12 protein-coding genes are annotated in these 11487 nt (G+C 58.2%); 6 read left to right on the top strand and 6 right to left on the bottom strand.

Annotated elements, in window-relative coordinates:
• The first annotated feature begins 18 nt into the window (after positions 1 to 18).
• The 4 genes from arsS to AAGW23_RS14380 all read left to right on the top strand — a co-directional run bounded on the left by arsS (position 19) and on the right by AAGW23_RS14380 (position 4894).
• On the top strand, positions 19 to 1026 hold the full coding sequence (arsS, locus tag AAGW23_RS14395) for an arsenosugar biosynthesis radical SAM (seleno)protein ArsS (RefSeq protein ID WP_342407093.1): 1008 nt from the start codon (positions 19 to 21) through the stop codon (positions 1024 to 1026).
• Between the two features lie 64 nt (positions 1027 to 1090).
• Positions 1091 to 3256, top strand: coding sequence for an FAD-dependent oxidoreductase (locus AAGW23_RS14390; RefSeq protein ID WP_342407092.1), 2166 nt, complete (start codon positions 1091 to 1093; stop codon positions 3254 to 3256).
• Between the two features lie 244 nt (positions 3257 to 3500).
• Positions 3501 to 4187 carry a DUF2064 domain-containing protein gene (locus tag AAGW23_RS14385; protein ID WP_342407091.1) on the top strand — a complete coding sequence of 229 codons (687 nt, stop codon included), beginning with the start codon at positions 3501 to 3503 and terminating at the stop codon, positions 4185 to 4187.
• Positions 4188 to 4204: 17 nt separating this feature from the next.
• Positions 4205 to 4894 (top strand): hypothetical protein, encoded by a 690-nt coding sequence (locus tag AAGW23_RS14380; protein WP_342407090.1) that lies wholly within the window; start codon positions 4205 to 4207, stop codon positions 4892 to 4894.
• Positions 4895 to 4917: 23 nt separating this feature from the next.
• Here the strand turns inward: AAGW23_RS14380 and AAGW23_RS14375 are convergent, their stop codons facing one another.
• Complete coding sequence (locus tag AAGW23_RS14375; protein WP_102835479.1) at positions 4918 to 5169, bottom strand: YkgJ family cysteine cluster protein; 252 nt, start codon at positions 5167 to 5169, stop codon at positions 4918 to 4920.
• 142 nt (positions 5170 to 5311) lie between these two features.
• On the opposite strand from AAGW23_RS14375, the gene AAGW23_RS14370 reads away from it, so the two are divergent.
• Entirely contained in the window at positions 5312 to 5653 is a 342-nt protein-coding gene (locus tag AAGW23_RS14370) for a DMT family protein (protein WP_200637092.1), read from the top strand.
• 114 nt (positions 5654 to 5767) lie between these two features.
• Entirely contained in the window at positions 5768 to 6049 is a 282-nt protein-coding gene (locus tag AAGW23_RS14365) for a pyrimidine/purine nucleoside phosphorylase (RefSeq protein ID WP_319297049.1), read from the top strand.
• A gap of 325 nt (positions 6050 to 6374) precedes the next feature.
• Here the strand turns inward: AAGW23_RS14365 and AAGW23_RS14360 are convergent, their stop codons facing one another.
• From AAGW23_RS14360 to AAGW23_RS14340, 5 genes are all read right to left on the bottom strand, one after another.
• Entirely contained in the window at positions 6375 to 6668 is a 294-nt protein-coding gene (locus AAGW23_RS14360; protein WP_319297050.1) for a flagellar protein FliT, read from the bottom strand.
• 73 nt (positions 6669 to 6741) lie between these two features.
• Positions 6742 to 7128: a flagellar export chaperone FliS gene (gene fliS, locus AAGW23_RS14355; protein WP_029404571.1), complete on the bottom strand. Its 387-nt coding sequence runs from the start codon at positions 7126 to 7128 to the stop codon at positions 6742 to 6744.
• Positions 7129 to 7259: 131 nt separating this feature from the next.
• Positions 7260 to 8708 carry a flagellar filament capping protein FliD gene (fliD, locus tag AAGW23_RS14350; protein WP_342407089.1) on the bottom strand — a complete coding sequence of 483 codons (1449 nt, stop codon included), beginning with the start codon at positions 8706 to 8708 and terminating at the stop codon, positions 7260 to 7262.
• Between the two features lie 53 nt (positions 8709 to 8761).
• Positions 8762 to 9118, bottom strand: a complete 357-nt coding sequence (locus AAGW23_RS14345) for a flagellar protein FlaG (protein ID WP_342407088.1) — start codon at positions 9116 to 9118, stop codon at positions 8762 to 8764.
• A 67-nt stretch (positions 9119 to 9185) separates the two neighbouring features.
• The gene (locus AAGW23_RS14340) at positions 9186 to 10625 is read right to left on the bottom strand and encodes a flagellin (RefSeq protein WP_342407087.1); all 1440 of its coding nucleotides are present in this window, start codon (positions 10623 to 10625) and stop codon (positions 9186 to 9188) included.
• Positions 10626 to 11487 lie beyond the last annotated feature (862 nt).

The following is an 11487-nucleotide window of genomic DNA, read 5'->3' as shown; positions in this document are numbered from 1 at the left end:
GGCCGCGGCGCGGCTCCAATGGACACCACTTCAAGAGTAGCGATCGCCATGCATGCCACGCTTCCTCTTCTCAACGCCCTGGCGTTTCCCCCGATCAGTCGTGGGTCGCTGGAGGCCTTGCAGGTCAACCTGACCTACCGCTGCAATCAGCGCTGCTTGCATTGCCATGTGAACGCCGGGCCGACGCGCACGGAGGCGATGACCGATGAAAGCCTGAGCCTGCTGCATGAGGTAATCGACGCGCACCCGGTGCACACACTCGACCTAACCGGAGGCGCACCGGAGATGCACCCTCGTTTTCGCGAGATCGTCATCCATGCGCGGCGAGAGGGGTTGCGGGTGATCGACCGCTGCAACCTGACCATCCTGAGCGAACCGGGATACGAAGATCTGGCTGAGTTTCTTGCCGATCAGGGCGTTGAGATCACCGCCTCCCTGCCCTGCTACTCACGTGAAAACGTCGACAAGCAACGCGGCGACGGCGTGTTCGAGGCCAGCATCGCCGGGCTACGAAAACTCAACCGTCTCGGCTACGGAGCCGAGGGCAGTGATCGCATCCTCAATCTGGTCTACAACCCCCAAGGCCCCAGCCTGCCACCCCCGCAGAACCAGCTCGAGGCCGACTACAAGAGCCACCTGGGGCAAGACTTCGACATTCGCTTCAATCACCTGCTGACGATCACCAACCAGCCCATCGCCCGCTTCGGCAGTACCCTGATCAGCAAGGGCCAATTCGGTGATTACATGCAGTTGCTGCGCGACAGCTACCGGCCGGCGAATCTCGGCGCGTTGATGTGCCGCAGCCTGATCAGCGTGGACTGGCAGGGCTATCTGTATGACTGCGATTTCAACCAGATGCTCGACCTGCCAATGGCCATGCCCAAGCTGATTGGTCGTGACCGACCACACTTGCGCAACCTGCTGCAGACGACGAGCCTCAACGGCAACGCCATCGTCACGCGTGACCATTGCTACGCCTGCACCGCCGGGCAGGGCTCGAGCTGCGGTGGCAGCCTGAGCGATTAGACGTAAGGCGCAATACCAAACGGCTGCACCAGCTGATCGGGCCTCAATGAACGGAGACGCAAGGATGAACAGCCGCAAAGTGGCCTTGATAGCCTTGGTTCTGGTCCTGCTGGCAGGCTTCTTCGTATTCGATGTCGGGCAGTATCTCACTCTCGATGCCCTCAAGGCACAGCAAGCAGCGCTTGATGCGCAGGTGCAGGCTCACCCCTGGGTCGCTGGCAGCGTGTTCTTCATCGTCTATGTGTTGGTTACCGCGCTATCCCTGCCTGGCGCGGCGCTAATGACGCTGGTGGGTGGCGCGCTGTTCGGTCTTCTGGGCGGCACCTTGCTGGTTTCCTTTGCGTCGACACTGGGGGCGACCCTGGCGATGCTGCTCAGCCGCTACCTCCTCCGCAACTGGGTACAAACACGCTTCCAACAGCGACTCGCGAAAATCGACCAGGGGATCGAGCGCGAAGGCGCCAGCTATCTGTTTGCCTTACGTCTGGTGCCGGTCTTTCCCTTCTTCCTGATCAATCTGGCGATGGGCCTTACGCAACTGCCCGTCCGGACATTCTGGTGGGTCAGTCAGCTGGGGATGCTGCCCGGAACGCTGCTTTACGTAAATGCCGGACGCGAGCTTGGTCAGCTGGAATCATTAGGCGGAATTCTCTCGCCGGGCCTGATCGGCGCCTTCGTCCTGTTGGGGCTGTTGCCCGTCCTGTCGCGCAAGGCGCTGGACGGGTTCAAGGCGCGCAAGGTGTACGCCGGCTGGAATAAGCCTCGTCAGTTCGACCGGAATCTGGTGGTCATCGGCGCTGGTTCCGGAGGGCTGGTCAGCGCCTATATCGCGGCAGCGGTAAAGGCCAAGGTCACCCTGATCGAAAAACACAAGATGGGTGGCGATTGCCTGAATACCGGCTGCGTGCCTTCGAAGGCGCTGATCCGTTCGGCGAGACTGGCCAGCGATCTGAAGAAAGCCGAACAGCTGGGCTTCAAGCCAATCGACGCCGAAGTGGACTTTGCCGCGGTCATGGCGCGTATTCAGCGCGTGATTGCCACGGTCGAACCGCACGATTCAGTTGAGCGGTACACCGGGCTCGGTGTCGAGGTGATTGAAGGCGAGGCGCGAATCACTTCGCCATGGACAGTTGAAGTTGAAGTCAACAGCCAGCGAATCACCACCCGCGCCATCGTCATCGCCACCGGTGCGAGCCCAACGGTGCCACGTATCCCAGGTATCGAACAGGTTGCGCCGCTTACGTCAGATACGGTGTGGGCACTGCGCGAGCAGCCGAAACGGCTGCTGGTGCTCGGCGGCGGGCCCATCGGTTGCGAGTTGGCCCAGGCCTTTCAGCGTCTCGGCTGCCAGGTCACGCTGGTGCAGCGCAACGAGCGCCTGCTACCCCGTGAGGACGCCGATGCCAGCGCCGCAGTACTGGCGGGCTTGCGTGCTGACGGTGTGGACGTGCGCCTGGGGCACAACGCTGAACACTTCACTGTGATTGAGGGGCGGCGGCAGCTCGTCAGTCGCAGTCGTGATAGCGACGGCGACGTGGTTATCGAGTTTGATCAGGTGCTGTTGGCACTGGGCCGCACCGCCAATATCAAGGGCTTTGGTGCCGAGGCGTTGCGGTTGGAGGTGCGGGATAACGGCACTCTCGCCACCGATGACTACCTGGCTACTCGCTTCCCCAACATCTACGCCGTCGGCGACGTGACCGGGCCTTTCCAGTTCACCCATGTGTCCTCTCACCAAGCCTGGTATGGCGCGGTGAACGGGCTCTTCGGTGGGTTCAAACGCTTCAAAGTGGACTATCACGTGATTCCCTGGGCCACCTTCACTGACCCGGAAGTCGCCCATGTCGGGCTCAACGAACAGGAAGCGCAAGCCCAGGGTGTTGCCTATGAGGTCACACGCTTCGGCATGGATGAGCTTGATCGCGCCATTGCCGACGAGGCCGCGCTTGGCTATATCAAGGTGCTGACGGTGCCAGGCAAGGACCAGATTCTCGGCGCTACCCTCGTCGGGGAGCATGCGGGTGACCTGATCTCCGAATACGTTTCGGCAATGAAACACGGGCTGGGGCTGAACAAGATTCTCGGCACCATCCACATTTATCCAACCCTGGCCGAAGCCAACAAGTCTGTTGCAGGGGAATGGAAACGTGCCCATGCACCAGCTCGGTTGCTGCGCTGGGTGGCGTGGTTTCATCGCTGGCGACGTGGCGGCAGCACAGATTTGCAATAACCATGGCAAAGCGCAGTTCAAGTCCGCGCAAACAGAAACGGCACCGTCACTTTGTTGTTCGTGTAGGTAAGCAGCGGATGAAACTCAACGGCTAGCCGCTAGACCTTGCATCGAATGCCCGACAGGCAAATCCAAAGACACCTTCAACGCTTCACTGCAACAATCTGTAGAGCGGCCTATCCAAACGGAACATAACCGCATCGCCGAGATGTGCAGCACCCGCCTTTTCCAACGAGCTAGCTTAATGACTACAAAGCAAACCCTTCCAACCGACGCAGCGCTCGTCCTCATCTGCAAGCGACCTGCCCTTGGCCACGGCAAACAGCGCCTGGCCGTGCAGGTCGGAGTCGAGCGAGCCCTGGAGATCGCCGAGCATCTGCTGGATTGTGCATTGGAAGACCTGCACAGCTGGCCCGGACCAGTCGTCATTGCCCCTGATCAGAGCGATGCGTGCGACTGGGCCATACAGCAGGCGCCGCAGGCACTGTGCCTTGCGCAAACTGCCGGCAACCTGGGCGAGCGTATCAACAATCTGGACCACAGCCTGCGCGGCCTCGGTCACCGGCAGCTCCTGTACATAGGAAGCGACGCTCCGGCGCTCACACCGGATGACTATCGGCGGGTACACACTGCATTGCAGGCACAGGATACAGTGCTCGTCGCTGCGCGCGACGGCGGGGTGGTACTGATGGCGTCGAACCTTCCCTGGCCGGACCTGGCTGCCTTGCCTTGGAGCACCCCTGAGCTGGGTCACGCACTGGCGGATGCATGCCGCCGGGTGGGTCATTCGGTCTCGCTCAGCGGCGAGTTGTTTGATATCGACGAAAAGGCAGACCTACCCCTTGCAGCCCAGGCGCTCGCTGACGACCCCCGAGCAGCGAGGCGGAGACTGCTAAAGACGCTGAACAATCTTGAGAGACGACAAGCGTGAGCTCAGCGGGGATCAGTGTGATCATTCCGTGCCTGCACGACGAAGACCGCCTTGAGCGGCTGCTTCTTCAATTGCGCCTGACAGAGTCAGAAACAGAAATACCGCTGCAAATCGTCGTAGTGGATGCGGCTGTCAGCGAGCGATGCCAAGCGCTGTGCCGGAGCAACGATGCGCTGTGGTCATCGGCAACGCCGTCGAGAGGCGAGCAGTTACGCCAGGGAGCCGCGCTCTCTGTGTATGAGACCCTCTGGTTTCTGCATGCCGACGCCGATCTGGGGCGTCAGGCACTGATGGCCGTAAGCGAGGCCATAGAGGAAGGTGCTACGGGAGGCTACTTCACCTTGCGCTTCAGCGACACCAACTGTTGGCAGGGCCGCTTGATCGAACGCCTGGTGGCGTGGCGAAACCGGGTCGGCGTGCCTTATGGTGATCAGGGCATCTTCGCCCGGCGCACGGCCTATTTCGCCGCTGGACAACATGCGCCCTGGCCGCTTTTCGAGGAAGTGCCCCTGGTCAAAGGATTGCGCCAGCAGGGAATTTTTCAGCGCCTCGAGCATGGCCTTGGGGTCAGCTCACGCCGCTGGCAACGTGACGGCTGGTGGCGCCGCGCCGGTCGAAACCGCCTGTTAGCCATTGCGTTCATGCTCAAGCTGTCGCCCTTCACGCTGGCGCGGCTGTATGCCAGAAAAACAGTCCCGAAACGGTAACTGCCACTGACACGCCAAAGGGATTAGGCGGTCGCCTGCTCCAACCACCCGAGTAGCTGAATGGCCTCCTGTTCAGAGTCTCCACAAACCTCACGATCGGCCTGAAACTGACTACAAACAGCAGGCCTGGACGATAGGCCGAATAGCCCGCAGAGGTTTCGCTCGGAAAGATGCAGGCAGCGCTCACCCGCCGGTTTGCCAGCAGGCATACCGGGAATCGGTGAACTGATTGAAGGGGCAATACAACAAGCACCGCAACCGGGACGGCAATTCATTTCAACGTCCGAAATGAAATAACGGGGGCGGCGATCATAATCGCCGCCCCGGCAAAAGGCACTAGCGTTGCGCAGCGTTCGTCAGATACTTGCGAGACCCTATCCAGGGCCAATAGGATTCGCCACCGCCCCGGAGTGTCCTATGCCTATCTGGATTCAGACCGCTGCACTGCTTTGCATTTCCAACCTGTTCATGACCTTCGCCTGGTACGGTCATCTGAAGACGCTCAACGGTAAACCCTGGCTGATAGCCGCGTTGATCAGCTGGGGCATCGCCCTGTTTGAATACCTGATCATGGTGCCGGCCAACCGCATCGGTTACACCGAGCTGTCCATCGGCCAGCTGAAGATCATGCAGGAAGTCATCACCCTCGCCATCTTCGTGCCGTTCAGCGTGCTGTACATGCAGCAACCCATGAAGCTCGACTACCTGTGGGCCGGGTTGTGTTTGCTGGGGGCGGTTTACTTCATCTTTCGCTCGTAGCAGCCGTTTCGACGGGTATTTCTGCACCGTGCCATGCCGTTATACGACCTGATGACGGCATTCAGCGGCTTCGGCATACTGGCCGCCCTTTCCCACCCCTTAGAGATTTTCTAAATGTTCAAGGTCAACGAGTACTTCGACGGCACCGTCAAATCCATCGCCTTCGACATGGCAGCAGGCCCGGCCACCATCGGCGTCATGGCGCCTGGCGATTACGAGTTCGGCACCAGCCAGCTGGAAGTGATGCACGTGGTTGCCGGCAGCCTCGACGTGAAACTGCCGGGAAGCGAAAACTACGAAACTTTCGGCGCTGGCACCCAGTTCACCGTACCGGCCAACAGCAAGTTTCAGCTGAAAGTAGCCGAGGCGACTGCCTACTTGTGTGAGTACCGCTAAGCGGCAGATTTGAAACGCGGCAATCCGGGCTTTTGTTGCGGTGGATGGGTAAGGCGCCATCCACCCACGTCCCCTGTAACCCGCAGGGTGCGCCGGGCGGCGCTCCGCTTCAGCCCACCCAGCCGCAGCACGGTGAACGCTCCTCGTAGGATGGAATCGCCAGAGGCGCTTCCGTCGTTTACCGCGTACGGCGCCATTTCTCACCGCGGCACCACAACCGCATCAACCGGACCTCGGACTACTCCGTCGGCTAATCCACCCTACGTCACCTGTAGGGTGGGCTTCAGCCCACCAAAGCCGAAAACAGACATCGATCCCGACCGCTTCAGCCCAGCGGCTTGTAGGCCTGATTGACCTGCTTCGACTGGTTCAAACGCGTCAGCTCCCCAGCCAATCGCTCTCGCTCCGCTCTACCAGCCTGTTGAAGCTCGTCATAAACGCGTGAAAGCTCGGCCAGTTGCTCGCGTAGCTCCAGGTCAGATGCATCTCCATCACCTAGTGCGGCCACCAGGGCACGACATTCTTCATCCAACAGCGCAACGGCTTCCCAATCGCTCGCTGCGAATGCATCACGCAACTTGTTCGCGAGTAGTGAGAATGCTTGCTTGGGTGACGACATGGGCATCCTAGTTTGTTAGCGCATGGTGAGTAAATCGGAAGCCTATCCGCAGGATGCTAGGAGAACAGATAACTTACGCTTTGGGCGCAATCTGGTCCCAGGCCACCTTGATCTCGCCCAGCAGCCTGCCAACTTCGTTCAACTTCTCAATATCGTTATGCCGGCTGGCCTCGAACAGGCGCATCGTCATGTATTCGTAGAGGCGATCCAGATTCTCGGCCAGCTCACCACCGATGCTCTTGTCCAGCGCATCACGAAGGCCGCCAATGATGTTGATGGCCTTGCCGACCAGAACACCCTTCTCAGCGAACGCATCACGCTCCATGGCACCTTTAGCCTGGGCGATACGATCCAGGCCGCCCTGCATCAACATTTGAATCAAGCGGTGCGGATCAGCCTCAGTCACCTGAGCTTTCACACCAACCTGCTGATACTGTTTCATCGCGGACATTGCGTACATATGGAAAAGCCCCTTGCTACATCACGTTTGCATGTACAGCTTATCGGTCAGCGGCGCTCAAGCTTGATAGTGTGTATCTGCTTTAGAATGAAAAAACCGCCTCGACGGCGGTTTGATTCATACAGCTAAGATCATTTCTTTGAATTGCTGGCAGCCCATGGCAGATTCTCGAGAGACGCTATCAGGCTGGAAGAGGTATTAGACAACTGCCCAACCAGCAAATCCATGGCGTTGAATTGCTTGTACAGGCGTTCTTGCAAAGCCGTTATGCGTCGATTGAGGTTTTCTTTCTGATCGTCAATCTTCGTAATGGTCTCTGTCATCGCCTTGTTGCGTTGTTCGAGAATGCCGCCGGTTTCGGTATAAGGCTTCAGCTTCGCATCGAGCCGGGCGGCGAGCCCGTTGTCGCCAGTGAAGAAGCCGGACAACTGGTCGAAATTGCCAGCCAAGGTCTTGTCGAGTTTAGTGCTATCGATGGCAAGGGTCCCGTCCTTCTGGGTTGTGATTCCCATATCCGTCAGCGCGCGGATCGCGCCATCACCCTGCGTATTGACTAACTCACTGCGGATCGTTCCGAGCAGCGTACGAGCAGTCGCATCGCCTACAAGTGCGCCAGTGACGGGCGCCTTGCCATCCCCCACAGACGTCACCTTTGTCTGTGCATTGATCACGCCGATGAGCTTGTTGTAAGCATCAACGAAAGACTGCACCTGCTTATTGACGCCCGCCTTGTCTTCCGCGACGCTGACGGTGAGAGGCTCATTAGCGACAGTCTTGGCTTTAAGATCGAGCGTAACCCCGTCGATGGCGCCTTCGACTTTGTTGGTCTCGCTGATTACTTTTAAACCATCTATATACAGCTCCGCGCTCTGCGCTGAAGATAGAACCCGAGCACCCGCTCCGGTATTTGATGTGGCACCGTCGAACGCAAGGGCCGATAGAGAGGTCTGCCCGGTTTGCAGCGCCGCCTCGTCCGTTACGCCTACCGTTATGTCACGTCCTGCGCCCGTCTTGCTGCTGGTCAATACGAGTCGAGAGCCAAATTCATCAGTCACAATCGTGGCACTAACGCCCATGTCTTTCCCAGCCTCGTTGATGGCATCACGCACACCAGCAAGGCTATTGTTACTCTCATCCACCGTGACGGAAAATGTATCCTTTGAAGGGGGCGTGCCTGGTACACCCAACGAAATATTCAGCGTTCCGCTAGAGAAGGCAGCCGGTGTTTCGGCAGTATTCTCGATAGCAGCAAGCGCAACCTTGCTGTTGGTAGCCAGACTCTTGACCTCAACTTGGTAGCTTCCCACACCCGCCGTGGTGCTGGCCGTTACGCCCACCAGATCCATTTTACTGGAAGTAGCCGAACGCGCCTGAAAGAGATCCGCCTTGTTAAGCGAACCCAATGCAGTTTGAAAATCGTTGATGGCACTTTTCAAGGCACCGACAGCAGTGATCTGAGTGGTAGTTTTCTTCTCGAGATTTGCAAGCTGCGTTTGTTTCGGCGCACGCTCAGCAGCGACCATACTGGACACGATACTTTCGATATCAATACCGGAACCGATGCCTGTTACGCCTGCCATAGCCCACCCCGTCAAGATAATGTTAGCCGCACGCGTGATGCAAGAAACGCACCTTAAGCCTTGGCTTCAAACATCAAACTACGCATTTCATCCAATCGCTCGGTGAGCCGCAAGATTTCCTCCGACGGTATCTGCCGAACGACCTTGCCTGAATCGCCGTCAATGACCTGCACTACCACGTCGCCGGTCGAGTCGTCGACGCTGAAGTTCAGGTCACGCTGGATGCTTTGTACCTGTGAACGAAACCGCTCGACCAGATCGGTCATATTTACAGACTTGTCCCCCTCTTCGGCTTTCTGCGGTTTGTCCTGATTTCCAGACGCAGAAAACCCAACCTCCTTCAAGAGGCTGGGTGACGAACCAGCTGTCATGGGCGATGTAGTCCCGCCCAATATTTTTCCGACGTCCATTGATTCACCTCTCATGAATCAATGGGGGCAGAGTTACCCCGCCCCCATCGCTAACGCCTTTCGTTTGTTACTGCAGGAGACTGAGAACAGCCTGCGGCAGCTGCTTCGCCTGGGCAAGGATCGCAGTACCGGCCTGTTGCAGGATCTGATTCTTGCTCAGGTTCGCGGTTTCAGCTGCGAAATCGGTGTCCTGGATACGACCGCGAGCAGCGGAGACGTTTTCGGAGATACTTTGCAGGTTGGCGATAGTGTTGTCGAAACGGTTTTGCACACCACCGAGGTCAGCCCGCTGTGAGTCGATCTTGGCAATCGCACCATCGATAATCGCCAGGGCATCCTGCGCACCAGACTCACTCGAAATATCAATGCTACCTACGGTCGCCATGGTTCCAACACCGGAGCTTAGTGCTTCGGTGAGAGTTCCAGCAGAGGTCATTACATAGCCCGATGCCGAATTAACCGTGACATTTCCAGTTGCAACCGAACCGTCCATTGCGTTCTCAGGCGTTGTCTGCTCAGTGCCATCAGCCGCAACGCCGGCAAGCGTTAGGGTCGCAGCAGCATCACCAGTAACGGTACCAACCGCAATGTTCTCACCTTTATCATTAGTGAGTCGTAGCTTGTCGCCCTCAAGCACCGCATTTAAGCCAGACTTACCTGCTTGGGAATTGATTTGGTCTGATACGTCTTTCAGCGACGTAGCTCCGGCGATGCTAACCGTTTGTGTGCCGACGGTCACATCGAAGGTCATCTGAGTGCCAGCGCCAACACTAAAACCGCCGAGAATCGCTTCTGTGCGCGCGGTCGCTGAAACCCCGGTAGTACTAGTAGTGGAGTTTACGGCTGCTGCAAAATCTTTGGCAGATGCGTTGGCAGCTACAGCCGCATTGGCTGTCTTACCATTGCCAGTAATAGTCAGATCACCGATAGCTGACGCGTTTGTGGCACCGTCTACAGCCGTACCGAAGATCGAGCCGCCGCCTTTGATCTGGTAGCTGCCAATCGCGTTCGCACCGGCACCGGCCAACGCTACAGAAATCGTCTCGTTAGCGTTAGCACCAACCTGGAAGTTGGAGGAGCCAAACGACCCGTCAAGCAGTTTGCGGCCACCAAAGGTGGTGGTTTCGGCAATACGTGTCAGTTCACTTTGCAGCTGGGTGACTTCCTGCTGCAGAGCGCTTCGCTCGGTACCGGCGTTAGAGCCGTTCGCGGCCTGCAGGGAAAGATCACGCATACGCTGGAGGATGTTGGTGGACTGCTGCAGAGCCCCTTCAGCGGTCTGAGCAAGGGAGATGCCGTCATTGGCGTTACGAACCGCGACACCCAAACCGTTGATCTGGCTGGTCAGACGGTTGGAGATCTGCAGACCTGCCGCGTCGTCTTTGGCACTGTTGATGCGGCTACCGGTGGACAGACGCTGCATGGAGGTGCTGAGGGCGTTCGACGAGCTGCTAAGGTTCCGCTGAGTATTCAGGGACGCTACGTTTGTATTGACTGTAAGAGCCATGATGTGCCTCCAAGGGCGCTAGTTACTTGGGTTGCCTGAGCTTGCGACTCCGGGCCGGCTGTTTGCCCAGGCACCCATTGAGTTCGCATTCGATTAGCTTATCGGCGCCGTTTCGGTGAGCTTTAGGAGGCGGTCGAAAATAATTTGCAAGCCCCGAGAACAACCTGTACGACACCGGCGGATTCGCAACGAAGCGAGCCGCCTGCACAGGTATTCGGACAGGTGGCGAGATTCTTTAATGAGTATTGCGCCAAGCTTGAAAAACGCCCCGATCCGAAGCGCTGCTGCTTCTATTGGGTATTGTGCAGGCGAAGGGCTGGTTCGCCGCGGGGCGCTCCTCCTACTGGTACGTATGAGCAACCACTGGTCGCCAGCCGAACGACCTTTGCGTTGAACAGATACCAGCGCCGTAGGCGGTCGCCTTTGAAAGTGCCGAACTCTTCGCCACCAGGCGAATTTTGGCGCGTGGACCACAACGCTTACTGAACAAGAGCAGAGCAACCAGCGACCTTTCTAGAGAGGACCAGGCACCGCGGAATGCATCCGCCCGGAACGCGGGATTGAGCGATTCGCTCGAAGCAGAGGGTCGTCCTGGCGCGGTATCAGCGCCTGACTCTAGGCCTGCAAGCGTCCGGCAACCCGCGCAGACCACTGATGACTTTCTCGTGTTCCCTTAGCTGCCAAGTCAGGCCGCGATAGCTCGCCCGTTCTGAAAGTCAGTGGCCGGGGGCTACGGAATCATTTACCGGGCAGAACGGTGCCGCGGATTTCGAATTTTCAGCGCCCAAAGACAAACCCCCGATCCTCTTACGAAGATCGGGGGTTTGGTGTAGAAGCTTGACGATGACCTACTCTCACATGG

The organism is Stutzerimonas chloritidismutans (assembly GCF_038562055.1).
Taxonomy (GTDB): Bacteria; Pseudomonadota; Gammaproteobacteria; order Pseudomonadales; family Pseudomonadaceae; genus Stutzerimonas; species Stutzerimonas chloritidismutans_A.
The sequence above is the reverse complement of the archived record's forward strand: the minus strand, read 5'-3'. Positions and strand labels throughout refer to the sequence as shown.

Bases quoted from the DNA above. Each gene is read 5' to 3' on its own strand.
- arsS (WP_342407093.1), top strand. From the start codon at position 19: ATGGACACCACTTCAAGAGTAGCGATCGCCATGCATGCCACGCTTCCT.
- AAGW23_RS14390 (WP_342407092.1), top strand. From the start codon at position 1,091: ATGAACAGCCGCAAAGTGGCCTTGATAGCCTTGGTTCTGGTCCTGCTG.
- AAGW23_RS14385 (WP_342407091.1), top strand. From the start codon at position 3,501: ATGACTACAAAGCAAACCCTTCCAACCGACGCAGCGCTCGTCCTCATC.
- AAGW23_RS14375 (WP_102835479.1), bottom strand. From the start codon at position 5,169: ATGAATTGCCGTCCCGGTTGCGGTGCTTGTTGTATTGCCCCTTCAATC.
- AAGW23_RS14370 (WP_200637092.1), top strand. From the start codon at position 5,312: ATGCCTATCTGGATTCAGACCGCTGCACTGCTTTGCATTTCCAACCTG.
- AAGW23_RS14365 (WP_319297049.1), top strand. From the start codon at position 5,768: ATGTTCAAGGTCAACGAGTACTTCGACGGCACCGTCAAATCCATCGCC.
- AAGW23_RS14360 (WP_319297050.1), bottom strand. From the start codon at position 6,668: ATGTCGTCACCCAAGCAAGCATTCTCACTACTCGCGAACAAGTTGCGT.
- fliS (WP_029404571.1), bottom strand. From the start codon at position 7,128: ATGTACGCAATGTCCGCGATGAAACAGTATCAGCAGGTTGGTGTGAAA.
- fliD (WP_342407089.1), bottom strand. From the start codon at position 8,708: ATGGCAGGCGTAACAGGCATCGGTTCCGGTATTGATATCGAAAGTATC.
- AAGW23_RS14345 (WP_342407088.1), bottom strand. From the start codon at position 9,118: ATGGACGTCGGAAAAATATTGGGCGGGACTACATCGCCCATGACAGCT.
- AAGW23_RS14340 (WP_342407087.1), bottom strand. From the start codon at position 10,625: ATGGCTCTTACAGTCAATACAAACGTAGCGTCCCTGAATACTCAGCGG.